The organism is Johannesbaptistia floridana, assembly GCF_057440575.1.
Window position 1 is genome coordinate 1 of record NZ_JALKVM010000406.1, and the last position, 24,874, is coordinate 24,874.

The window sequence follows — 24,874 nt, forward strand, 5'->3', positions numbered from 1 at the left end:
GGTTGATATACCCCAGTTAAAAATGAGGTTCGTAGTTGGACTTTAGTCCAAAAAATACAGTAGATGCTACAGGTTGATAGGGCTAAAGCCCTACTACAAACTTATCTTTCATAATAATTGGCTTTTCTAACTAGGATTTGGGAGAATTTATTGTTCTGCTTTGAAGAGCTAGAACCTTTTCAATCTAAAATTTGTGTTAATCTTAGATTGATGGAACAGGCGGGGCTCGAACCCGCAGCCTCCTGCGTCATAGGCGATAACCCTCATTGTTCGGCCTTTTGTAGACAAGTTGTCAACAAGGATGTTTTTGGTGTTCTATCCATTTGAACTACTGTCCCTTGAGTTAGAGGTTATTACTCGCATCCGGTTGATATACCCCAGTTAAAAATGAGGTTCGTAGTTGGACTTTAGTCCAAAAAAAATACAGTAAATGCTACAGGTTAATAGGGCTAAAGCCCTACTACAAACTTATCTTTCATAACAATTGAGTTTTATAACTAGGATTTGGTGAGATTTAATGTTCTGCTTTAAAGAGCGAGAACCGTTTCAATCTAAGAGCTTGAACTACTTTTAGATTGATGGAGCAGGCGGGAGTCGAACCCGCGACCTTTTGTACCCAAAACAAACGATAACCCTTATTGTTCGGCCTCTTGCAGACAAGTTGTCAACAAGGATATAAACTCTACCACTGAGCTACTGCCCCTTAATTTAGTTGTAATTTGTTCCACTTGTTATTGTGGAAACGGTTTCAATCTAAAATTTGTGTTAACCTTAGATTGATGGAGCAGGCGGGGATCGAACCCGCGACCTTTTGTTTTTGTTTTTTGCTATAATTGGTAACCCTCATTGTTCGGCCTTTTGCAGACAAGTTGTCAACAAGGATATAAACTATGCTCTGCCACTGAGCTACTGCCCCTTGATTTAGTTGTAATTTGTTCCACTTGTTATTGTGGAAACGGTTTCAATCTAAAATTTGTGTTAATCTTAGATTGATGGAACAGACGGGGCTCGAACCCGCAACCTCCGCCGTGACAGGGCGATAACCTTCGTTGTTCGGCCTTTTGCAGACAAGTTGTCAACAAAGATGTTTTTGGTGCTCTATCCATTTAAGCTACTGTCCCTTGGTTTAGTTGTTAATTTACTTTTCTGCTTCAAGAGTGAGAACCGTTTCAATCTAAAATTTGTGTTAATCTTAGATTGTACAGGGCAAGCAGGAGTTGAACCTGCGACCCTAGTTATTCGGCCCTTACTGGACAAGTTATCTAACAAGGATATAAGCTAACGCTCTACCACTGAGCTACTGCCCTTTGATTTAGTCATGATTTGCAGTTTGAGTTCAAAAGTAATAACTATTTCCAAATAAGGACTTAAATCACTTCTATATTGGTGGTGTGACCAGGAGTCGAACCTGGGACACAGGTAACCCTCATTTTTCGGTCTTACCAGACTAGTTGCAAACAAAGGGAAAAAACTTTTCCTTGCTCCACCAACTGAGCTATCACACCCTGTCTAGTTACTAAGTTTTACTTTTTTGAAGCCTCTAACTACAATTGCAGAAAATAAGTCAGACAATAAGTGTTGTATTGTATAGTTTTTGTCTTGTATTTTGAGGTAAAATCTTAGCGTTGATGATTATAAACAAAATCTATGAGCAGAAAATTCCCTCGGTTGCCCATAGAATACTCATCTACAGGATATTCCATGATACTTTCTGTTATAATATTTTCTATTGAATGATCTGCTGAGTGAATTATCTCTTCTCTAGAAAAAAACTTGTTTTTATCGCTATCTACTAGTATGTTCTGTCTGTTCATTTTTCGCAGTCTCTTTTCTACTTATCTTCTCTTTTTCCAAAACTTAAGTACTTTTCTTAAGTGGGTATATGCCTTGTTATACTTTTGTATTTGCTCTACATATCCACTTACTTACACTTACTTAGTACACTACTTAGATAATTAAACTGTAAGTATACTATCATTGAGTTTTGGTAAACAAGGGAACACTGAGCCTGCTGTTTTTGGTAGTAACATTTTTCTAGATGTGCTCTCTTTGTATATAAAACAAGCTTAACGTATAACAAAATAAAAGTCAAGGATTTTCTTTAAGTTTTTATCAAAGAGAGCGATAATTAAGGATAAAAACTAGTCACAGCAAGCTATTCAACCACTTCAATCTTTGTAATAAACCATTGGTCATCAATCCAACTGAGATAGTAGCGGACTAGTAAATCAGAAGAGTAGGATTGCTCTGGCAACAGATTATTATTTTGATAATATCTTGCTGCTTCTTGAACCTGAGCAATTATTTGAGCCTTTTCGGGATTATTAGGATCTATATTTACTGACTCTATGTCTAAAGAGTGATCATATTCTCGATGCACATTTTGGCTTTTAACCCTATCAGCGATTTGTTGCCTAGTCTGGAGTAAAGAACCTGATAATATGCTTTCTAACGCTTCTTTTTGGTATGAGGGACCATAGGCCAATGATTTGGCTTCTAACCATCTAGCAACAACTGCTTCAGCTTGATTATCGTCTAGGGTTGGCTGGGGTGGTGTGGGTTCCGGTTCAGGTTCAGGTTCCGGTTCAGGTTCAGGTTCCGGTTCAGGTTCAGGTTCCGGTTCAGGTTCCGGTTCAGGTTCAGGTTCAGGTTCAGGTTCAGGTGTGGGTTCAGGTTCGGCTTCTGATAAAGTTAAAATAGGGCGGTCTAGATTAACCATTAACTCTGAGAATGGTGTAGTTTGAGTGGTTGTACTGGGAATAGTTGAGATGACTCTGTGTCTGAAGAATGCGTAAGCAATGGCTAAAAGAGCAGTACCTAGTAAACTTGCTAAAAGAATCAACCATTTGTATTTATTCTTTTGAGTGTTTTGAGACTCTTGAGTTTTCTTAGTAGTAGTTTTAGATTTTGATAAATTCTTTTCTTTTGGTTTTACATTTATCTCTTGAGTTTCTGACTGTTCATGGTCAATTAAGGGAGATGGTTTACGTTGAGCTTGAGTTATAGATGTATTAATAGGATTTGGGTTTTGTTGATTAGGTTGATTGAGTGTATTAATTGTATGGAGTGAACTAGCTTGAAATAGTTGCTCTCTGACTGATAATTTTTGAGTTGATGGCTGGTTATCAAGTACTGGTGGAGAATCTGGTAAAACATTGGTTTCAGTTTTGCCAGTCAAGCCATCCAAGTAAGTTTGTACTGAATGATTAGTAAAATATTCTTCTAGAGAAACAGAAGAATCAACTAAGTCACGGAAATGAGAGAAAACCTCTAATTGCAGCCATCTTTCTACGTATAAGCATAAACCTGGCAGTAAATCAGGAGAACCTTCTGATTGTGAGGCGATAAAAGCTAGTGTATCTTTTTCGTGACTATTATCTAATGCTGCTAATGCTTCTTCTGTTTGTCCTAGAAGTAGGCAGCAGGTTGCTTTTTCCAAATGTGTATCTTGAGCTATAGAGAGGCGTTTTAGTAATGATTTGCTCTCTAAAATTAGTTCAGGTTGTTTCTCGCTAAAACCTCTTGCTAAAAGAGCGTAAAAGGCTAAATAAATGCCAACAGGAGAGGGACGATGAGACTCTTTGAGAAAAATTTCTTGCTGTTCAGATACAGTCATGTAGATTTGAATTTGTTGAATGAAACACAATAAATCGTCAACAGTTAATCCTGAGTAATCTTCTTGTCCTTGACCTTCGATACCTTGACGTTTATTAAGCATTTCTTGTAAAAGATTTAAGCCTTTTTGACGTTCTTGTACCTGGTCTAAATCTTTTGCTAATAATTCTAAAATTCGATAGGGGAGTAATCTTCCCAGATTTTCTTGTATTTCACAATAAACATTGCTATAGCGTTCCTGATGTTCTAGTAAATCTTGACCTTTAGTAAAATAAGAGGCAGCACTTTCGTATTGCCCCTGTTGCCATTGGTCTTTGCCTAATTCAAGATTAGCTAAAGCAGTACTAAATAAAATATCTTGATGTTCTTGAACAGTTTGATTTGATGTTTTAATAGATGATTTTTCAAGATAATGCTCTCCTATTTCTAGGAGAATCTCGTATTCGGCTAGTTCTTGCAAAATAACTAAAGCACCAACTAGTTGACTCTCGCTAATTTTTAATTTAGGAGTGATTATCTGTTCTGGAAATATATCTGGGGATGTCTCTGTTTTTGGAGCAGTGTTGAAGAATTGATTGTCATAATTGCGACGTTTTTCAGGATCGGATAAAATCTGGTAGGATTCTTCCATGAGCTGTAGACGGGCGGCGATCGCCTTTTCGCTATATTCACAACGAGGTACTTGCCGACAGCGATCATGATAAGCTTGATTAATCTGATCTTCTGTTGCTTCTACTGGAATACCCAGAATACGATAATAGTCTAGGGGTACATTTATTAGATTCGGCTCTTCTAAATCCGAGTCGAAAGCTGGAAGTATATTCACGACTTTCAAATCCTCTTTACCTTTCTCTTATATTATGATGTTATCTTAAATCTCAAACAAGGACACAATAAGTTAATTATGATTTCAGAACGTACTGTACCAAATTTTGACCCTAGTAGTATAGAAATTAGTCAAGAACAAGCCCTAATTTTGTATCGTGACATGGTTTTAGGGCGTTTGTTTGAGGATAAATGTGCAGAAATGTATTATCGAGGAAAAATGTTTGGCTTCGTTCACCTTTATAATGGACAAGAAGCGGTTTCTTCGGGAGTGATCAAAGCTATGCGTAATGGAGAAGATTATGTATGCAGTACATACCGGGATCATGTCCACGCTTTAAGTTGTGGTGTGCCGCCAGAAGAAGTAATGGCTGAGTTATTTGGGAAAGAAACAGGTTGCAGCAAGGGGCGAGGGGGCTCAATGCACATGTTTTCAGCTAAACACCGTTTATTAGGGGGTTATGCCTTTGTGGCTGAAGGAATTCCCGTAGCCACAGGAGCAGCTTTTCAGAGTAAATATCGCCGGGAAGTAATGGGAGATGCCAATGCGGATCAAGTAACGGCTTGTTTTTTTGGGGATGGAGCTAGTAATAATGGTCAATTTTTTGAATGTTTAAATATGGCAGCCCTCTGGAAGTTGCCAATTATCTATGTGGTAGAAAACAATAAGTGGGCGATTGGGATGGCTCACGATCGCGCAACCTCTCAACCAGAAATTTACAAAAAAGCCAGCGTTTTTGATATGGTGGGGGTAGAAGTAGATGGAATGGATGTTTTAGCAGTTCACAAAGTGGCTCAAGAGGCTGTGGCTAGAGCGCGTGCTGGGGAAGGACCCACTTTGATTGAGGCTTTAACATATCGTTTCCGAGGACATTCCCTTGCAGATCCTGATGAATTGCGTTCTGAAGATGAGAAGGAATTTTGGGCACAAAGAGATCCAATTAAAAGACTAAGTGATTATTTAATTGAAAAGAACTTAAGTACTCAAGAAGAGTTAAAGAAAATCGATCATGAGATTCAGACTCGTATTGATGAGGCGGTAAAATTTGCACAAGAGAGTCCAGAACCGGATCCCTCTGAATTGCATCGCTATATCTTTGCAGAAGATTAAGAATAACAAAATGGGGAAAAAAGAATTTCCCCGAATTTTAGAGTTTCAATTGTATTTATAGAAGTTAATCTAGTAGGGTGCGTTAGCGCGAGCGTAACGCAGCAAATAAAGATTGTGGGATTAATTTTTGTTGATTGTATCATATAAGCGGACATGATATTATATGTCCGCGCCAGTGCTGTCTATGATGCGTTACATTCGATTAACACATACTATAGAAAGTGGTTTTTTGTGGCATTTTATATTTAAGCTCAAATTTAACGTCTTCTAGTTCTAGAGCGAGATTTAGTACCGCTACCAAAACCCCGACTACCAGAAGGACTTCGCCTTACGGAGGGATTTTTCTGATTATTATTAAGGGTACTAGAGCCAAAACCGCCACCAGTAGATTTATTAGTATTTGTTGTGCTACTTGGTGTTCTAACAGTACTGTTGCCACTAGGATTGTTTTTCACACTCCCGGAGGTTCGCAAAGTGCGACGATTCTCAACGGCAGGGGGAGGAGAATTGTAACGACTTGTGTAACTATTTACAGCACCGCGATAGGTGTCACCATAGCCACCATAGCCACTGAGAGTTGTTCCAGGTTGATAAACAGGAGGAACATAGTATCTAGGGGAAAAGAGGAGATTGCCCACAGCTTGACCTGCTAAGGCACCAGCAAAGGGAGTCCAAAAATTAGACTCACGTCGCACCACTACTGTTTCCTGTTGACCTGTTTGGGGTGAATATTGAGTTTCTGTAACATTGTGGACATATGCGATTTTAAAATCCTCGGTGAGATACATCACCGCTTGATCTGATTTTATTTCTAAATAGGGTGTTGCACCGTTGGCGATCGCCTCCTCTGTCAATCGTGCCATTTGGATATTAGCACTTTGGTACACTGGGGGTGAACCTGGGGGCGTATTTAGCAGCATCAGGGTATAATCCCCGGTAGCATCATCATAGCTTGCTTGTTGAATAGGGTATTCCCCAGCGGGTAAATTATTATTTCTAACACTCGCCATATTTGTTGAGGGGGTTTGGTTTACTTGATTAGAAGAATTGCCCCCACAAGCTACTGTTAAGAATAACAAACTCAAACAAAGAGAATAGGAGATTAATTTACGTAACAACATAGTTAATTCAGTTCAAATTCAATTTATAGTGGTATCAACTCTGGAAAATTGAGCAATATTTGCTCATAATCCAAACATTCCCCTAACCTGGCGGGAGAAAAATGCACTTGTATAGCCCTGTACTTGTTTTGATAATGCAGATTGATTAAACTTTTTAAAGCATCTTGCATAGGGGCCATATTGGCTAAATCGGTTTCTAATTCAGGCACTTCTCCTTCAAAGGCTACTGTGATCATAACAATTAAGTTTTCTGTAACTGGAAGTGACAAAGGTTCGTCTTTCCCTACTGGAGTATCAGTAACTTCTACATCGCTAAGATAGCGTTGGGCAGAATCTGTAAATAAATCATTGACATAAAAAGCGGTATCGTCTTCATTCCAGAAAACATCACCTTCGTTAGCTGCTGATTGCCAGTTATAACTTAACTGTAGTAGATTTTCACAGATAGTGACTAAACTTTCTCCTAAGACGGTTAAATCTCCTTCTGATTCTACTGCATCCCTTGCTGCTTGATTTAGTATTCCTAAAAGTGGTGCAGCCTCCTCACCACGCAGATGTAGAAATATGCGACAAACAACAAAACGAGTTTTACCTCTAAATCGATTAAAGCGATCGCCTAAAGAACTCATAGCTATTTATTTATTATATTTGTGGTTCAAGCATTGTGCCTATAAACAAGATTGTACCTGTTTGGCGCTCTACTATGGCATAAACAAATGGCTTGTTAAATTCAATAAATCTGCCTATAGAAGTAACTCTAACTCCTGTAGAAGTTACAGCAGCGGCTTCTGTGCCCATTTCGTCTACTTCTACAAAAGTTTTATGTTTAACCTTGTCTACGTATACTTGTTGAGAAGTCAGATTACTAAGATCTGCATTTTGGGGTAAAAATACTTGTTTCATGCCCAGATTTGGCAGAATTTTTTCTAAATCTATTTCATACTCCACTTTAAATTTTGGTATACTCACCGTCACTTCTTGGCTTTGGAATTGACTTAACCACTGCTGCCAATTTTCTTGATTTAAGCTTCCCACTAATGAATTTAAGTTATCTTTTGGCAGTAACAGATACATACTCAAATTTTCTGTTTCTCCATAAGGTAGACTTACTCCTGTAAAGGTTTCTGTTTCCAGATAAGGAAAATTAGTCTCCTGAGTCATAAACGGGTGAGATTTAGTTTCACCATCTGCTAACTCAAATGGTTTTTCAGTAGTTTTTTCTGGGTCAAATTGATATTTCCAGTCGCCTTTGAAGTAGACGGCGTTGATTAAGAATAAAACCTGTTGAGGGTCAATATCATCGATAATTTCAGTTATTTTATCTTTAGTGTTATCTGCGACCCAACTATTAATTATTTCTACAGCTTCAGGGTTATTAAAATCTAATTCAGTAACTTTGGCGTTATAAAAAGTTTGAATATTGTTTAAAAATTCTGGTTTGAGGTTAAAATCTTGTTTCAACCAAAGAGAATTAGCGATCGCCAATTCCACTTTTGGATCTGCTGTCATTATAGCTTCGACTAATTGCTGATTTTGTTGATTTACAGTTTGCAGATCCATATTTGCCGTTCCCAAAACCCGACTCATTTCTGTAGCTGTTTCACCTTTTGCCCCATTGTAAAGCATTGAGAGAGCGAAGCTCACACTACTTGGAGAAATAAAGATATTTTCTTCCTGATTTTGCTGACTGATTTCACGAAACAACTCTAACCCAAAAGAGTTACTAGCGGTAGCCATTGCTAAATTTCCTTGACTATCTTGATTTTCAGACTTGATTGATTCTACTGACCTTACTACTATTCCAGTCAGGCGATTATCGGCCAGTCCTGGGTTTAAAATCTGGGGAATGGATGACCCTAATATAAATAGTAGGAGGGTCAAAATTGCTAATGTAAACGGTTTTAATTTCATCTAAGACTCCTCAAAATCCAGGCAAGTCCGACCCATACCAAGGAAAGCTGATTGCTTTACTTTAATGTTGGACTACTAATAGGCAACAGTGAGCATTATGAACCACGTAATTACTCACGCTTCCTAATAATAGTTCAGAAACTCCCGAACGTCCACGGCGACCAATTACGACTAGGTCTGCATTCCATTCCTGTGCCATTTTACAAATATTTTTGCCTGGGTCTCCGATGAAGTAGTCACTATCTGCCTCTATATTCTTTTCTCTTGCTGCTTCGGTGAATGATTTTAACCAATTTTCTAACTTCTCTATCGCTTTTTGATAGGCTTCTTCATAGAATTCGTCTACTTCCTCGTTATATAAGCTGCCATAGACTCCCATGCTACTGAAACCGTCCATAATAGGTACTCCAGGTAATTCTCCTTGAATACTGTGAAAAACTTTTAGTTTACTTCCATAAACAGTAGCTAAGTTCATAGCAACCCGAAAAATTTCTCTTGTGGAGTTCTGATAATCTACAGCTACTAAAATTCTTTTGTAACCTATTTCTTGAGGGGTTGAATTGATTTGTGAAGGTGATGATTGATTTTCTAAGTTAATATTCATAATTTAATCTCCTTCTTTTTGGATATGGTTTTTCTCTAAGATCAAAACGGGTGAACGAAATTTTATGTGGTAGTTATCTAGTTATTCTCTACTTGATGTAATCGCCTATGTATATTGTGACGTAAATAAAAATGCTGTGTCACTGATTTCGTCTAAGGGTTAACAAAAAGTAGGAAAAATTAAGTTATCTTTAGCTAAATCAGTTACAATTATTAACAGAAAAACTCAAGTAAAAATATTCAAAAATTTTATGACAGCAGAATTTAAACATATCATGCTCATGGTTAATGATGTCCAAGGGACAGCTAAATTCTACGCCGAAGGCTTAGGACTAACAATCAAAATGTCTAGTCCTGCTTGGGCCGAATTAGATGCTAATGGTACAACTATCGCTTTACACTCAGCAGAAGGTATGACTGCCGGAAGTTCTCCTATTCTCAGTTTCCATGTAGAGGATGTGATGGCATCTTTAAGTAAGCTAGAAACTCTAGGCGCTAAATTAGAAGGAAGAGTCAGAGAACCTTCTTTTGGTAAAGTAGCTGCCGTAAGAACCCCTGATGGTCATCTATTAAGTTTATTACAACCAGCTAAAACTCCTGTAGCGCAATAATATTTTCACCTATAAATACAGCCCATCCATAATAATCTCCTGAATCCCAATTGCGGTAATTCGGGGGATTATTGATTAATCGAGTAAAGTTGTCGTAATCTATTCAGACGAATATGTAAAAATAAAAATTAGTTCGTACCAGGGGAAATAATTAATGACCAATAGAAATAATAATGATTGGCTAAGACAGTTTATAACCATAGGGGTAGGCACAACATCCTATGTAGCAGAAAAACTCAAGGAGGTTAGTGAAGAATGGGTAAAAGAAGGTAAAATAAATCCAGAACAAGCCAATGCCTTTGTTGATGATTTAATGAATCAGATGAAATCAGAACAAGGAAATTTTGAACAACAAATGGAAAGACAGATGCGTAATATGCTGCAAGATTTGGGGGTAGCGCGTCAGTCAGAAGTAGATGAGTTGAGAGGACGTATAGACCGTTTAGAACGTCAAGTTAGAGATTTAGAAAATAAACTATGGCGTTAGTGTTAAAATAGCTACAGATTTGAATTAATAGGTCTTATGAGAGAGATTTTAATTAGTTTTAGTGTGATTGTATTTTGTGTAGTGCTGTTATTTGTATCTAATCTGTTTACTAGCAGCCAACCAGCAGAGGCGATCCCTTCTGTAGTTAAATCTGAAGTAGTAAACTCTGAGCAAAAGATCATCAATCAGGAGGAAATATTAGTGGCATTAGATATAAATAGTCTAGATATGGATAAGGCATTAACTACAGAGTCTGGCTTAAAATACATTGATGTAGAAGCAGGTGAAGGAAAAAGCCCAGAAAGGGGTGATACTGTGACGGTACATTACACAGGATTACTAGAAAATGGTCAAAAATTCGATAGTTCACGCGATCGCAACCGTCCCTTTAGTTTTAAAATTGGTGTAGGGCAAGTAATAAAAGGTTGGGATGAAGGCGTAGCTACCATGAAAGTTGGTGGACGTCGTCAATTAATTATTCCTCCTGAGTTAGGTTATGGTTCTCGTGGCGCAGGTAATGTGATTCCTCCAAATGCAACTCTTATTTTTGATGTAGAGTTATTAGATACAAAGTAAATTAAGTGAACTGGTAAACTAAATAGTCAAATAGGGAAGTTAAAATAAAGTAACTTCCCTATTTTAGTAGAGAAAACTACAGGTTAAAATTTTTGACTTTTTGAGGAAACTATATATAATGTCAGGGATGATAAGCGATCGCTAGTAATTGTATTTTAATTAAATTTATGTTGAACTATTTTACTTTCGGGTTGATATTTTTTTTTACATATATAGCTACCTCCAAGGTTACTTATGGACAAGTAATTCCCGATACACCCATTCAAGAAGAGGAAATTGAAGATCTAGAAACAGATATATTTATAGACGAAGATGAGACTATTACAGTACCTCCTTCTCAAGGGCAAACTATTAGAGAAATCCAAGTAAGATTTGTTGATAGAGATAATCAACCTGTAGAAGGAAAAACCCGACCTGATATTATTCAAAGAGAGTTTAAATTAAAACCAGGAGATGTGTATAACTCTGAATTAGCTAAAACAGGTTTAGCAGGAGTTAATGATTTAATTATAGTTAAACGAGCTAGTCTGTCTCTAGAACCATCGACAGTAGATAATCAAGAAAATGATGTAGTTATGGTGGTAACAGTAGAAGAGAACAATCAGTTCTTGTTTACCTTTGGGTTAACATTGAATCCACCAACTGCACTACAAGGCTCCGCCAGACCAGTTACCGTATTACCCATGTCCGATAGACCAGGAGGATTTGGGGGAGGAGTCCGTTTTGGAGTGCTAAATTTAGGAGGTACAAACAAAGCTATCAGTTTAGGTATCGAAGGGGGAGAAAACACCCTGGGTTTAGACTTAGATTATCGAGACTTCTTCAGACATGATCGCGGTTTTGCTGCTAATATTAATATTCGTCAGGGATTAGAAACAGAATTTGATGGCGGAGAGGAGGAAGTAGACTTACCCAATGGTAGTGATCCCTGGGTGTATAGATTTGGAGGTGGAGTAGAGTACTTTTTTCCCTTAACTAGGAACTTCCAAGGGGCATTAGGAGTATCTTATCGCGTAGTATCGGTGAGAGACGGTATTTTTGCCAAAACTTTACAACCTGTAGATGAAGAGGGAAATTCATTGACATTTAGTGATGATGGACAAGACACCCTATTAACTATTAACTTTGCTAGTGCCTTGGATAAACGCAATAATTCCCTGGATCCTAGTGAAGGTTATCGCTTATTATTTGGTGTAGATCAATCAATTCCCGTGGGCAATGCTAATATTTTATACAGTCGCTTCGCTGCTAATTATACTCAGTATGTTCCACTACCACTATTTGGATTTACCCAAGGAAATCGTACCTTTGTGTTTAACCTACAAGGGGGAACAGTAATCGGTGATTTACCACCCTACGACGCTTTTACCCTAGGCGGTGGTATATCTGTAAGAGGTTATGGTTCTGGTGAAGTAGGTACTGGTCGTAGTTTTATTCAAAGTACAATAGAGTATCGCTTCCCGATAGTTAATTTTAATGCTTTTAAAGATAGATATAATCTAGCAGGAAGTTTATTTGTGGACTACGCCACAGATTTAGGTTCTGGAGATACAGTCAAAGGAGAACCTGGAATAGTTAGAGACAAGCCGGGGAGTGGCCTGGGTTACGGCTTAGGGTTACTGCTTCCTAGCCGCTTTGGTACCCTAAGACTAGAATTCGCCCTCAATGACCAAGGTGAGAGTGCAGTATATTTTAATATTGGCGAGCGTTTTTAACCGTCTAAATCTCCTTCCATGGCGATGGCGATCGCGCCTTGAGTTTGTCTTTTCCATTCTTCTACATTTACTTGATTAAGCATCAAAATCGCTAGTAACATAGCCACAGCTTGTAAACCAAAGACTAAACCGTAAGCTACGACCAAAGAACTAGATAGTTGTTTCCCTATATCTAAAACTATACCACCGCTAAAGGTAGCTACGGCCCTTGCTAAAGCTTGGGCCAAACCCCAAGCACCAATATAGGTACCAGCTTTCTCGGGAGAGGTTAAATCTAGCATTAAACTGATGCCGCTAATTGTGGTTATTCCCGTAGCCATGCCAAAAATAATCATAGTAGCTTTCAAGATAGTTTGTTCTTGAGTCAAGCCTGAGAGAATAATTAATATAAAACAAATTGCTACCAATACACAACCAATTCTAGCTGTATTAATTTTACCTAGACGGGGAATCACCAGAAAGCCTGTTACACTATAACCGATTAAAATACCGATTCCCCAAAAAGAGTTTAAGAGAGTGGTTTGGGCAATTGACATGCCAAATACCTCTCCCCCGTAAGGTTCTAATACTGCTTCTTGCATAAATAAGCCAATAGTTAAGATAATTAAAAAGCTAAAAAATATACCTGTTTGGCGACTTGTGGTTAACACTTTTAAGGCAGAGGCTATAGTAATACTATCTTCTCTCTCAGTAGCTTGAGAAGGCTTAACCTTACGGGAGTAACGCTTTTCTATACCCCAAGTAGCTAGACAAGCCAAAGCAAAAACAATCAATGGTACAAATATAAAAATCCTGTTGATAGAAGTTTGCAATATCTCCAAAGGAGTGGGAATTGCTGCTAAGTCCACAGCGAGAATACTGCCGATATTAATACCCAACATCAAATCAGACTGTTGTACACTCTTAAGTAAAATACTGCCACTAATACCACCAATAACTATTCCCACCATCAACATTGACCAGGCGATCGCCACTACTTGAGAGCGATTTTTTTCTGGAGAAACATCTACTAACAAAGCGGTAAAGGGTGTTGAACTTGAACTAACAGCCAATCCATAAAAAGCCAAAACCAAACCCAATAAAATAGCTAAAGTGATTGTTTGATTATTCCAACTCCAACCTCCGTTGTCTCGAATCACTTTACCCATTTGCCAAACTATTTGTACTGCTAAAAATACCGCTAATCCAAACAACACGGTACCAATTCTCACGTAATTAGTGCGATGTAACCCTGCGATTGGTTTAACATCTGACAATTGACCAAACCACACTCTAGCTGGTGCCACTATTTGAGACATAGCTAAAGTTCCTGCTGTTATAGTTCCTGGGATTCCTAATTCAGAGATCATCACTCTATTTAACACTGCTAGAGTCAATACGGCCATTACTCCTAAGCCTAGATTAAATAAACCTAGGCGAAATATTTTTACTAATCCTATCTCCTGCTTTGATATAGATTTGGTTTTCATTATAATTCATAGATATATGTTGTTAACTTCTTTTTAATTAATCAATCTTAACATTCTTCAGATCCATAAACTAAGCTCAACAGAGGTCCTAATTGTTCTCTACCATCGACACCTAAATCAGAATGACACAAATAAATTCTCTCTTCTACACGTGCCAACAAATCCTCAAGAATAAGTTTTAAACGGTCTTGCTCTATATTTAACTGCTCTTGAGAAGTTTGTACTCTTCCAGGCCAAGATTTCCAAAACAAAGGAGCGGCAAACAACATAGCTGCACCACCTTTGTACCATAATATAGAACCAGCATCCAACCAAAAATGCCAGCGATGAGAACTACGTAGAGAGCGATACTGAAAAATAGTAGCTAAAGTTACTTTTTCCGGCTGATTACCATATTTATTCACAGGATTTGGGTTAGCGGTAATTGTGCCTCTACGTAACAACTCAATAAAACCTCTAATAGTAGCAGTAGAAGACTGAAAAGTAGGATCATTTTCTCGCAGACGGCGATCTACTTGCCAGTAATGTTGAGCAGTTTCCATCAATTCTCGCAATACCGTTAATTTTTCGTAATTTAGACTATCTCTATCGCCAAAAAACTCTTTAATTGCTTGATTGAGAAAAATAATGGGGCTAAGTTTGTTAACGGCTACTTGGGTTTTTTGTTGAGTAATCCAATGGGCAATGTTTTGATAAGCTTGAGTAGCTTGATAACCGATGCGATCCCAGCGAGGAAATTTTTCAACGGGTAACATATAAGGCTGCTCTAAATCTATCTGATAGCAGTAGTCAGAAATAATACCAGCTCTAACGGGATCAATTTGGGATTGAGACAAAATTACCAACATTTCAGCAATAGCCTCAGGGGGAACTAAACGCCCTAAACCAGGGTAAACTAGTGCTAATAAATTTAACAAAGCCCTGACAACAGGAGAACTATACAGAGGACGTTGCTCATTTACAGGGTCTAATTCTATACCCAAAGTCCCTAACATATTCATCAAACTGTAACGGGCAATTTCATCTAAACCTGGGGCAATAATCGCAATTTCTTCTGGTTGAACCTTTTTTTGAGATATAGCTTCAGCAATAGTAATAGTAACTTGGCGCAATAATTCTGCTCTCGATATTGTTGTTAGAGAATAAATCCCCTCTGTACAAGTTTTTAGAGTTTCTATCTCCGTAGGATGCTCAACAACTCTAATAATATCCTTCGTTCTGTGCCAACCAATACCAGGATGTCTGTGTAACTCTTCTACTCGACAACGATTAGCCAAGCCAGCTAGATAATCAGGATCTGCACCTAAACCTAGTCTGATTTTACCCGATAAATTATAAGTAAATACGGAGAATTTACCTTGGTCTAAACAGAACTCAAATAAGTCCCTGGCGATCGCTGGATAATCATCTACATCGTCAGCAAATATAGCTTCATAACGATGCTTAAATTGCTCTCGGTAATATGGATCTGGTAGTAAATAAGACCAGTACAATTCATAAATTAAGCCATAGGTTAAAAAACCTCTTTCTAAGCACCATTGACGCCACTGTAATAATAGTTTTCCTAATATATCTGGGTCTATAATAGAGGGTAAATCCAATCCTCTGTTTAAATAGGAGGGTATTGATTCTATAGGTGTACAACTTGCCCCAGCTAACTGCCACAAGTCTAGTAAGCGTCTGACAAAACGTTCTTGTCCTCCCAAAGCTTGCATTTGTTCCCAATCTATTTGGGAGCGCCATAATAGAAGTGCTAATTCTTGTTCTGTTTCGGGGCGAAGTCGGAGGGGAAACTGGGCTTTTATTTGTAATGTTTTTAATAATAATGGCCAGAACAACACAACTTCGTCACTAAAAAAACCTATAGGAGTTTTACACAAGGCAGGATAACTACCCTGTACTGCATTAGATAATTTGTCAGCTAAGTTACGACGTTGATCCCGATTAGGTGCAAAAATCAAAACTGCCGATGCTGGAGGTTGCAAACGCTCACTCAATGTTTTTTGGTTACGATGGTAATTGAGTTTGGCTTTTACCCACTCAAGCCATTCTTCAATTAATCGCGTAGTTTTGCCACTACGACTTGATCCATTAATCCATATAGAATATTTAGACATATTTTTTTGTTAACTTATTTATTAACTATTGATTTGGAAGATCATTCAACTACCCTAACTTACTTCATTGAAGTTAGGGATTGACCCCCAAGGTTGATTTAAACGTTGAATAGCCCAATTGAGTCTAAACACTACCATATACTTCTCTAGTTTGGTTTATCTATGAAATTTTTTAATTTATTTACTCAAGCTCAAGACTGGTTCAACCAAAAACCCTATCGAGATCTAGAACAAGCTTATCATTGTGTTTTAGCGATTAAATCAATTGAAACCGAGCATTTTGCTGGGAAAAAGGTCTCTAGTAGCTATGCTAAATATGGTGATAGTGTTATTCGTTATTTTAATCGGGAGATTAAACGCAATTTAAAAATTGCCGAAATACGACTGAATCAATTTTTAACGAATCGTTCTTCAATAAATAGTCGGGTTATTGATTCTGAACATAACTATGATATTTTAGCAAAAATTGAGTTAATAGAGCAATATTTGCTAAGATATGTAGAACATACCCAATATTTAGGCAAACAAGACTATTTAAATTCTCAAGAACCTGTTAATCTCACTAAATCTAGCGTTAAATTAGAATCAGTATCAGATAAAACTAGTGTACTGCCTCGTTCTTTGTGGAGAACAATTAGAAGAGTACAGCAAGAAATAGACCCTAATTCCCAGCAAACAGAAGAAGAGGTATTGAGTAAGTTTAGACGTTCTCGTTATAAAACCGCAATATCCGTGAAGTTTTTCTTGATTTTAATTATTATTCCTTTACTTACTCATCAAGTAACTAAGACGTTTATAATAACTCCCCTAGTTAACAAATACGCCGCAGATAATCAAGAATTAATCTTTATTAATAGAGATTTTGAAGAAGAAGCTCTTGTGGAATTAGAACAGTATGAACACAAAATACATTTTGAGATTTTATTAGGTACTAAACCGAAATTATCTACCGAAGAAATAGATAGTTTATTACAGGAAAAAGTTACAGAAATTGCCGCAGAATATAAGAATTTAGGCACAAATGCGATAGAAAATATTTTTGCGGATATATTTTCTTTACTATCTTTTGGATTAATTATTTTTTTTAGTCAAAAGGAAATAGCGGTCGTTAAATCATTTTTAGATGATTTAACCTATGGGTTGAGTGATTCAGCCAAAGCTTTTTTGATTATTCTCTTAACTGATATTTTTGTAGGTTATCACTCTCCCCACGGTTGGGAAATTATTCTAGAAGGAATCTCTAGACATTTTGGACTTCCTGAGAATCGCGAGTTTAATTTTCTCTTTATTGCCACTTTTCCAGTAATCTTAGATACAGTTCTCAAATATTGGATTTTCCGCTATCTCAATCGCATTTCTCCTTCTTCAGTGGCAACTTATCGCAGTATGAATGAGTAATAAAATTTTGCTTAAGAATTGCCATGATAGTTAAATTTCTATGTCATACTAAAGCTTTGGTTAATTAATCTATTCAATGTAAATTACTATGACAGTTCAAGAATTGTTGCTACTTGTTACTCTACTTGCTCCAGGTATCTTAATGTCTGTGATTATTATGGTTACCTTTGCTGAAGGAGGTTAAAAAAGCTATTAAAAAGCAATTAAGGATTTAGTTAGGACTTAGTTACACAAAAATCTGCTAAAATTGCCATGATTAGAGTTAGGTTTAAACAAATTTATGAAAAAACTACTTAAACTAACTATTCCTTTAAGCACTATTACTAGTTTACTTTTCTTCGGTACACCCTCTACTCCCACTTGGGCAAATTCTTTTAATGTTTGTGCAAACAGAATGCTTGCTAGTGGTATTGATGGCGATTTAGCAGGAATCGCCTGTGCCGATGCCCTCTATCCGAGAGAGTTATCTAGTTGTGTTCAGGAAATAACTAGAGAGACTTCTCTAGCACCAGAGGCTACACTACAAGCTTGTTATCGGGTACGTCGTCCTCAAGAATTAGCTACCTGTGTTAATAGAATTAATGCTGGGGTAAAATTTACGCCAACTGAACTAGAAGAGGCAAACAATGAGGAAGGGGATACTACCATATTAACTAGCGTATTGAACAACTGTCGCAATAGCCTTTTACCCAGGCGCTATGCTAGATGCGTTATTGGTCTTAGTGACCGACTGTATACTGTTTCTCCCCAAGAAGCAATGGATAATTGTTTAGATGCTAGAGATTTTCCCCTAGAACTATTTCCTGATTATCAATATTAACAGCAAAACTCCCACTGATATCTAGTCAAGTGGGAGTTTAAAATGTTTGAATAATTGCCAACAATTAGGGAGCTAAAGCATTACCCCGAAGTAAAGACCCGAGAGTTTTAGCTGTTATTTTCATCTGAATTAGAGGATTTGCAGGAACGACTGTTTTATAAAGATAACTATCAAAAGTCAATTTTTGTACATCTTTATCGGAACACATTTCTACAAATGCTTCTCTTGTGGCATCAGAGCGGTAGAAAACTCTCTGAAGTAGATCTAAGACTAGGTAAGTCATACCATACTTTTTATCCCAACGTTTGAGATAAAGTTTGAGCTCCGCTTCGGTTGGGAGCTTATTACCATTTTGGCTAGTTTCAACAATAGTTTCAGCACACATACGACCGGATTTAGCAGCGAAGTAAATTCCTTCTCCAGAAGATTTAGTGACGGTGCCTGCGGCATCTCCCACTAAGGCTACACGTCCTACTACTCGACGAGGACGAGGATGCTCAGGAATAGGATGAGCTTCTACTTTGATAATTTCACCACCGAGAAGCTTATGGGCAGCACGTTGACGAATCCCTGCTTGTAGTTCTTTGATTTTAGCTTTGTTTACTTTCATTGTGCCTGTGCCTACAGCCACATGGTCGTATTTAGGGAATACCCAAGCATAAAAGTCAGGAGAAACATCATTACCTACATACATCTCAGCAAGATCATCGTAATAGGTCATCATTTTTTCAGGTAAACGAATGCGCTCTTGAAAGGCGATCGCGTAGTTATAATCTCCTGCATCAATAGCTTTAGCAACTCTGGAGTTAGCACCATCTGCACCAATAACCACATCAGCTTTGAGGGTTTTCATTTCCCCTTTAGCTTCTCCTTGAGAATGATCCGCGTAATGAATTGTATAAGGAAGAGTTTGATTGTGAGGAATATCTATTTGGTATACTGTGCCATTGATTAAATTCGCCCCTAAATCAGCTGCGCGATTTCTTAAAAAGCCGTCAAGTACTTCTCGACGACACATACCAATATATTCATCTTCCTTTTCTAAATTAATATCTACCTCTGTATTTGATGGTGAGATCATTTTCATTTTTCTCACTCGGCGATCTACAATTTCTGGAGGTAGATCAAATTCACTTACCATACATAGAGGAATAGCTCCACCACAAGGTTTAGCATTATCGAGTTTCCTTTCAAATAAATAAGTTTCTATGCCTGCTTTTACTAAAGTTTCCGCCGCAGATGAGCCTGCGGGTCCTGAACCAATTACTGCAACCCTTATTGCCAAGGTATTTCTCCTTTTCAAGTTAATTGACCTACGAATGGCATCTTAACACGGGATTACTATACCTTACTCCCCCTAACCCACTAATTTGCAATAGAGTTTAACAATTCTCTTAACATTGCTTTACATATTTGGATAGTTTTACTAATAAACTATCTTAATAAAAATTCATACACTAATAATCTAGAAGTATTCACTGAAGATTCTGTATTAGTAGTAAATAGTCTGCTATGATAGCAAGTGTATAAATTAAATTAGTCTAAAGCCAGCATGTATATCTATATTTATAGAAAGAATCTAAGATAACAGGTACTTTGCTTACCAACTAAAATATAAACAAGATATAGTAAAATATTATCTTGTTTAGTTATGGCTTTGATATGTTCCAAATAATTATTTTTGATTAAGTGCTAAAGCAGGGTAAACATACCTGAGTTAAACAAGAGAATAATAGTAGTTAAATCAATAAGTAGAGGATATAAGAAAAAATTATGAACCTAGAATTAGAAAGAATAAGTAAAGAGAATGTTCAAAATGAAGTAACCAGAAAAACTGAGGTAGATAAATTTCTCAGCTTATGTGTAAATATTTTTCAACGTAACTGGCCAATAGTTATAGTATTAGCAGTTTTAGGGGGAGCTGCTGGTATATTTTCAACTAATAATACAAAACCTTATGTGGGGAGGTTTGAAATATTATTAGAGCCTGCTAGTGCAGATGATCGCCTAACTGATGCTTCGGCAATTATTGGCAATAATCCCAGAATTAGCTCAGTAGACTACCCAACACAAATTAAAATTTTGAGTAGTCCAGTTATGCAAAATAAAATCGCCGAAAGAGTCCAGGAAAATCTTCCTAATGTAAGTAAAGAAAACATTCTTTATGGATTAAAAAGGAATTTTTCTGTTCAACGTGTAAGTGCAGGAATTAGTCGCTTCGATAAAACTAATGTCCTCAGCGTAAGTTTTACTGCTATAGATCGTCGGTACGTCATGGAAGTTTTAGACGCTACGACAGAAGTATTTTTAGAATATAGCATTACCGAGAGACAAAACAATCTCCAATCAGGTGTTACTTTTATCGATAGTCAAATACCAGAAATTCAAAGTAAAATTAAGTCAATACAAAATCAACAACAAGCGATTCAACAAAAATATCAGCTTATAGATCCTACGCAAAAAGGCCAAGAACTATTTTTAGAAAACAACCAAGTCAAATACCAAATTCGTCAAACAGAAAGTAGTATAAAAGAATTAGAAAAAACTCTAGAAAATTTAAGTAATCAAGTTGGTTTAAGTTTAGAAGAAGTTTTAATTCTCTCAAGGCTAAGAAAAAACCCTCAATTTGCTAATGATTTACAAAACTTGCAAGAACTACAGATGCAACTGAGAGAAATAGAAAACTTAATCGCTATTCAATCAGGACGTTTTAATCAAAATACTCCCATGCTAACAACCCTAGAAGATAGAAAAAACCATGTGATAGGGTTAATTGAAGATAAGAAAAAAATAATGCTCACCGAATATAATATTGGTTTAAGTGGAGATTCCAATCTATTTTCTTTGCGAGAACAGTCTAATCAAGAGTTGATGATACAGATGCTCAATACTCAAAATCAAATCGACGTTTTAAACTCCCGCCTAGATTCGTTGTTAGCAAATGAAGCAAAAATTCAACAAGAACTGTTAAACATAACACAAATTATCAAAGAATATTCTGAATTACAAAGACAATTAGCACTAACGACTAATACTCTAAACCAATTAACCCTAGAGAGAGAAAAATTAAGCGTAGTCTCTGCTCAACAAGATAGACCTTGGGAAATAATTACCCCGCCAGAAATTGTATCTCATAACATCGATGGAAGGACCCAAACAGTCGGGGTTTCTCGTGAAGTCAAAAGAGCTATGGGGGGTGTAGTTTTAGGGATAGTCTTAGGAATGGCCCTAGCAATGATTATAGAAAAAACTCGTAACACCTTTCATAAGGAATCTGATGTAAAATTTTCCCTTCATGAACCAATACTGGGAAAAATTCCTCTAATTAATTTAGGAGAGGACAATCAAGAAAATCTAAACAACACCACAGATGAGAGAATAATAGAGCAGGCAGAGTCTCTTAAAGCGGTTAAAGAATTATATACCCAAATATATTTTAATAGCCAAGAAAATAATCTCAGATCCTTAGCCATTTGTGCCGTAGAGGCAGGGGATGGTCAAGCTTATCTAACTGCTAAATTAGCTGAGGTTATAGCTAACTCTGGCAAAAAAGTTTTAATAGTTGATGCGAATATTGATTACCCTGTGATGCACAAATATTTTTCAGTGTCCAATGAAAAAGGATTAACTAATTTGTTAAATGATTCTTTACCAATGGACTCTGTTGTGCAATCGGCTGGGGGAAATCAAAACTTGTTCCTTCTATCTACGGGAAGTAATTTAGAAAATAATCAAGTTAATCTTTCGTCTAAATCCTTTCAACAACTAATGGCTAGTTTAGAACAAAGATATGATTTAGTTCTATATTATTGCCCTTTGTTCTTAGAATCATCGGATGCTAGCTTCCTAGCAAATAATACTCAAGCTATGTTAATAAATATAAGACTAAAAAGAACTTCTCAATCACTAGTTAAAAAAGCTTTGAAAAAAATTGAAGCTTTTAACTTACCTTTATTGGGATTAGTTTTAACCTATTAATTTTTACTCTCTTTTATAGCTCTTATTAGGGCAAGTGAAGTACTGCCGGCTTGGCAGCGTCTTGTATTTTTAATAAAAATTGTACTTCACAAAAGAAAACTAAATTTGTTAATTATTGTATATGACTGCTCAAGCACAAATTGTATTAATTCTGTGGATACCAATATGTATTTTGATTTTTCGCTCTAATCCCATTCCTAGAGCGATCGCCATTTCTGGAGTAATAGCCGCTCTTTTTTTACCCCAAAGAACTTCTTTTGCTGTACCTTTATTTCCGAATTATGAAACTACTACGGCTATTGTTTATAGTCTACTCATAGCCTTATTTATATATGAGCCTAATTGGTTGAAAAAAATAAGATTTTGGTGGGTTGATATATTCATATTATGTTTTTGTTTTTCTGCTTTTATATCTGGTATGACCAATAATCTAGGAGTATACTATAGCTGTGAATACACAATACTGCGTTTTTGGGAATATGGAATTCCTTACTTTATAGGCCGTGTTTATTTTAACAGCTTTAAAGAAATTAAAAATATTGCGATCTGGATAGTGAAAGGTGCGATAATTTACACTCCTTTGTGTATATGGGAAGGATTAATGAGTCCGCAACTACATCGTATAGTTTATGGATTTGCAGCTCATACTAGTGGTATTCGTCAACAAATTCGATGGGCAGGTTACCGACAAATTGTTTTGACGGAGCACGGTTTAGTAACCGCTTTTTGGATGATGAATGCAGCTTTAATTGTTCTATGGTTATGGCAATCAAAAGCTGTTAAAGATATTTGGGGAATCAAAATAAGTTATCTGGTTGCTGTACTAGGATTCATGGTGATCTGGTCGCGTTCTACTGCTACTATTGTTTATTTTCTTTTCGCTATTATGGTTTTACTAGTTGCTAAGTGGTTTAAACTAAATTTACCTTTATTGTTATTTGTAACAGGAATTGTTGTTTATCTCTACGTTAATATATTCGGTATTTTTAATAAACAACCACTTCTACAATTTGCCAGTAATTTTTTTCCAGAAAAGAGAATAGCTTCATTAGAATATCGTCTAGACAATGAAGAAATATTAGGAGACAAAGCTAGAGAAAGATTTTTGTTTGGTTGGGGCGGATTAGGACGTAACAGAGTATTTGAAGAAAATGGTTTAGGAATCTTCGAGGACATATCTGTTACGGATAGTGTTTGGATGATTACTTTTGGTAATGGTGGTGTGGTTGGTATGGCAAGTTTTGCTGCATTTGTTCTACTAGTACCCTCACTATTTATTTTTATTTATTATCCAGTAAAAACCTGGTTCAACCCAGTGATTGCACCAGCAGTGGTTCTGGCTATAATAGTTATTATCTGGATGTTTGATTTGTTGTTTAACTCTCCTTGGAATGTTCTGTATCCGATGATCATTGGAGGATTAAGTGGCATAATGATGAATCCTCAAGAAGACTGGCGAAGCTGGTATAAACAAAAGCGGGATTTGGCTGTCAAGTCTTATTAAATTAACCAACAACCCCTCTAAGTCTTTTCTCTTATTGCTTATCTGATATTTTCCTAATCCCTCTCGCTTCAATCCTTACTCTAATTCTAGACAGGGTTTAGGTTTATACTTTAAAATAAATAATAATAATTTGATTAAAGACCTGAATATTGTTTATGTAACAATAGAAGCTAATATTCTTTTTGTCTGTAAGCAATATTTGAGTAAGTTAACTTATAAATAAAATAATATATAGTTAAATATTTTTATGGAAACAGTATCTCTGCTAAATATTGATATTCACAATATTTCAATGGAAGAATTATTGAAAAAATTAAGTGAATCGGGAGGGTTCGTAGTTACTCCTAATGTAGATCATATGGTAAAACTCCAGAGACAAAAAGACTTTCTCAAAGCATATCGTCTGGCAGATTACATAGTTTGTGATAGTAAAATAATTCAGTATATTCTTAAATTGCTAGGAACCCCTATCAAAGAAAAAATTTCAGGTTCAGATTTATTTCCGGCCTTTTATAAGCATAATAAAAATAATCAAAAAATAAAAATATATTTATTAGGCGCCCAAGAAGGAATAGCAGAAAAAGCAAAAGAGAATATTAACCGAAAAGTAGGGAGAGAAATTATTGTTGAAGCTTATTCTCCTACATTTGGTTTTGAAAAAGATGAGATAGAAACTCAAGAAATTATTAACAACATTAATAAATCAGAAGCTAACGTTTTAGCGATAGGTGTAGGATCACCTAAGCAGGAAAAATGGATTCTTGAACACTATGATCAATTTGAGAAAATAAAAATTTTTTTAGCTATCGGTGCAACTATAGATTTTGAGGCCGGGGCTAAACCTCGTTCACCAAAATGGATAAGTAATATAGGGCTAGAATGGCTATACCGTCTATATTGTGAACCGAAACGCCTATGGAAACGATATTTAATAGATAGTTTACCTTTTTTTGGATTAGTTTTACAACAGAAGTTGATGATTATCTATGACAGACCAAGTTGAAAATAGACAT

General features: G+C 36.5%; 19 protein-coding genes and 6 tRNA genes. 10 read left to right on the plus strand and 15 right to left on the minus strand.

What is annotated here, in order from left to right:
* Positions 1-211: 211 nt before the first annotated feature.
* The 8 genes from MW688_RS22910 to MW688_RS22945 all read right to left on the minus strand — a co-directional run bounded on the left by MW688_RS22910 (position 212) and on the right by MW688_RS22945 (position 4,441).
* Positions 212-338: transfer RNA gene (locus tag MW688_RS22910), tRNA-OTHER, on the minus strand.
* A 241-nt stretch (positions 339-579) separates the two neighbouring features.
* A tRNA-Pro gene (locus MW688_RS22915) sits at positions 580-703 on the minus strand.
* A gap of 77 nt (positions 704-780) precedes the next feature.
* Positions 781-916, minus strand: a tRNA-OTHER gene (locus MW688_RS22920).
* A 77-nt stretch (positions 917-993) separates the two neighbouring features.
* A tRNA-Asp gene (locus MW688_RS22925) sits at positions 994-1,121 on the minus strand.
* Between the two features lie 81 nt (positions 1,122-1,202).
* Positions 1,203-1,307 (minus strand) — tRNA-OTHER (locus MW688_RS22930).
* A gap of 77 nt (positions 1,308-1,384) precedes the next feature.
* Positions 1,385-1,505 (minus strand) — tRNA-OTHER (locus MW688_RS22935).
* A 114-nt stretch (positions 1,506-1,619) separates the two neighbouring features.
* Positions 1,620-1,814 carry a hypothetical protein gene (locus MW688_RS22940; RefSeq protein ID WP_486738336.1) on the minus strand — a complete coding sequence of 65 codons (195 nt, stop codon included), beginning with the start codon at positions 1,812-1,814 and terminating at the stop codon, positions 1,620-1,622.
* Positions 1,815-2,155: 341 nt separating this feature from the next.
* Complete coding sequence (locus MW688_RS22945; RefSeq protein ID WP_486738337.1) at positions 2,156-4,441, minus strand: IMS domain-containing protein; 2,286 nt, start codon at positions 4,439-4,441, stop codon at positions 2,156-2,158.
* 78 nt (positions 4,442-4,519) lie between these two features.
* On the opposite strand from MW688_RS22945, the gene pdhA reads away from it, so the two are divergent.
* Positions 4,520-5,551 carry a pyruvate dehydrogenase (acetyl-transferring) E1 component subunit alpha gene (gene pdhA / locus MW688_RS22950; protein WP_486738338.1) on the plus strand — a complete coding sequence of 344 codons (1,032 nt, stop codon included), beginning with the start codon at positions 4,520-4,522 and terminating at the stop codon, positions 5,549-5,551.
* Positions 5,552-5,808: 257 nt separating this feature from the next.
* Here the strand turns inward: pdhA and MW688_RS22955 are convergent, their stop codons facing one another.
* The 4 genes from MW688_RS22955 to MW688_RS22970 all read right to left on the minus strand — a co-directional run bounded on the left by MW688_RS22955 (position 5,809) and on the right by MW688_RS22970 (position 9,187).
* A complete protein-coding gene (locus tag MW688_RS22955) occupies positions 5,809-6,672 on the minus strand; it encodes a DUF1190 domain-containing protein (protein ID WP_486738339.1) in 864 nt (287 codons plus the stop codon).
* 23 nt (positions 6,673-6,695) lie between these two features.
* Positions 6,696-7,301, minus strand: coding sequence for a DUF1517 domain-containing protein (locus MW688_RS22960; RefSeq protein ID WP_486738340.1), 606 nt, complete (start codon positions 7,299-7,301; stop codon positions 6,696-6,698).
* 13 nt (positions 7,302-7,314) lie between these two features.
* On the minus strand, positions 7,315-8,583 hold the full coding sequence (locus MW688_RS22965) for a serpin family protein (RefSeq protein ID WP_486738341.1): 1,269 nt from the start codon (positions 8,581-8,583) through the stop codon (positions 7,315-7,317).
* A 61-nt stretch (positions 8,584-8,644) separates the two neighbouring features.
* Entirely contained in the window at positions 8,645-9,187 is a 543-nt protein-coding gene (locus MW688_RS22970) for a universal stress protein (RefSeq protein ID WP_486738342.1), read from the minus strand.
* A gap of 250 nt (positions 9,188-9,437) precedes the next feature.
* On the opposite strand from MW688_RS22970, the gene MW688_RS22975 reads away from it, so the two are divergent.
* The 4 genes from MW688_RS22975 (at position 9,438) to MW688_RS22990 (ending at position 12,575) form a co-directional block, all read left to right on the plus strand.
* Positions 9,438-9,797: a VOC family protein gene (locus tag MW688_RS22975; RefSeq protein ID WP_486738343.1), complete on the plus strand. Its 360-nt coding sequence runs from the start codon at positions 9,438-9,440 to the stop codon at positions 9,795-9,797.
* 154 nt (positions 9,798-9,951) lie between these two features.
* The gene (locus MW688_RS22980) at positions 9,952-10,284 is read left to right on the plus strand and encodes a phasin family protein (protein WP_486738344.1); all 333 of its coding nucleotides are present in this window, start codon (positions 9,952-9,954) and stop codon (positions 10,282-10,284) included.
* Positions 10,285-10,320: 36 nt separating this feature from the next.
* On the plus strand, positions 10,321-10,860 hold the full coding sequence (locus tag MW688_RS22985) for an FKBP-type peptidyl-prolyl cis-trans isomerase (RefSeq protein ID WP_486738345.1): 540 nt from the start codon (positions 10,321-10,323) through the stop codon (positions 10,858-10,860).
* Positions 10,861-11,027: 167 nt separating this feature from the next.
* Positions 11,028-12,575: a BamA/TamA family outer membrane protein gene (locus MW688_RS22990; RefSeq protein ID WP_486738346.1), complete on the plus strand. Its 1,548-nt coding sequence runs from the start codon at positions 11,028-11,030 to the stop codon at positions 12,573-12,575.
* Here the strand turns inward: MW688_RS22990 and MW688_RS22995 are convergent.
* Positions 12,572-14,044 (minus strand): BCD family MFS transporter, encoded by a 1,473-nt coding sequence (locus MW688_RS22995; RefSeq protein ID WP_486738347.1) that lies wholly within the window; start codon positions 14,042-14,044, stop codon positions 12,572-12,574. The genes MW688_RS22990 and MW688_RS22995 overlap by 4 nt on opposite strands.
* Positions 14,045-14,091: 47 nt before the next feature.
* Positions 14,092-16,161, minus strand: a complete 2,070-nt coding sequence (locus MW688_RS23000) for a recombinase family protein (protein ID WP_486738348.1) — start codon at positions 16,159-16,161, stop codon at positions 14,092-14,094.
* Positions 16,162-16,323: 162 nt separating this feature from the next.
* On the opposite strand from MW688_RS23000, the gene MW688_RS23005 reads away from it, so the two are divergent.
* Both MW688_RS23005 and MW688_RS23010 read left to right on the plus strand, forming a co-directional pair.
* The gene (locus tag MW688_RS23005; protein ID WP_486738349.1) at positions 16,324-17,559 is read left to right on the plus strand and encodes a proton extrusion protein PcxA; all 1,236 of its coding nucleotides are present in this window, start codon (positions 16,324-16,326) and stop codon (positions 17,557-17,559) included.
* Positions 17,560-17,839: 280 nt separating this feature from the next.
* Complete coding sequence (locus MW688_RS23010; RefSeq protein WP_486738350.1) at positions 17,840-18,379, plus strand: hypothetical protein; 540 nt, start codon at positions 17,840-17,842, stop codon at positions 18,377-18,379.
* Between the two features lie 64 nt (positions 18,380-18,443).
* On the opposite strand, the gene chlP is transcribed toward MW688_RS23010, so the two are convergent.
* Complete coding sequence (chlP, locus tag MW688_RS23015; RefSeq protein ID WP_486738351.1) at positions 18,444-19,664, minus strand: geranylgeranyl reductase; 1,221 nt, start codon at positions 19,662-19,664, stop codon at positions 18,444-18,446.
* A gap of 488 nt (positions 19,665-20,152) precedes the next feature.
* Here chlP and MW688_RS23020 point away from each other — a divergent pair, with 488 nt between their 5' ends.
* From MW688_RS23020 to MW688_RS23030, 3 genes are all read left to right on the plus strand, one after another.
* The gene (locus tag MW688_RS23020) at positions 20,153-22,357 is read left to right on the plus strand and encodes a GumC family protein (RefSeq protein ID WP_486738352.1); all 2,205 of its coding nucleotides are present in this window, start codon (positions 20,153-20,155) and stop codon (positions 22,355-22,357) included.
* 121 nt (positions 22,358-22,478) lie between these two features.
* Positions 22,479-23,861, plus strand: a complete 1,383-nt coding sequence (locus MW688_RS23025; protein ID WP_486738353.1) for an O-antigen ligase family protein — start codon at positions 22,479-22,481, stop codon at positions 23,859-23,861.
* A gap of 247 nt (positions 23,862-24,108) precedes the next feature.
* Entirely contained in the window at positions 24,109-24,864 is a 756-nt protein-coding gene (locus MW688_RS23030) for a WecB/TagA/CpsF family glycosyltransferase (RefSeq protein ID WP_486738354.1), read from the plus strand.
* Positions 24,865-24,874 lie beyond the last annotated feature (10 nt).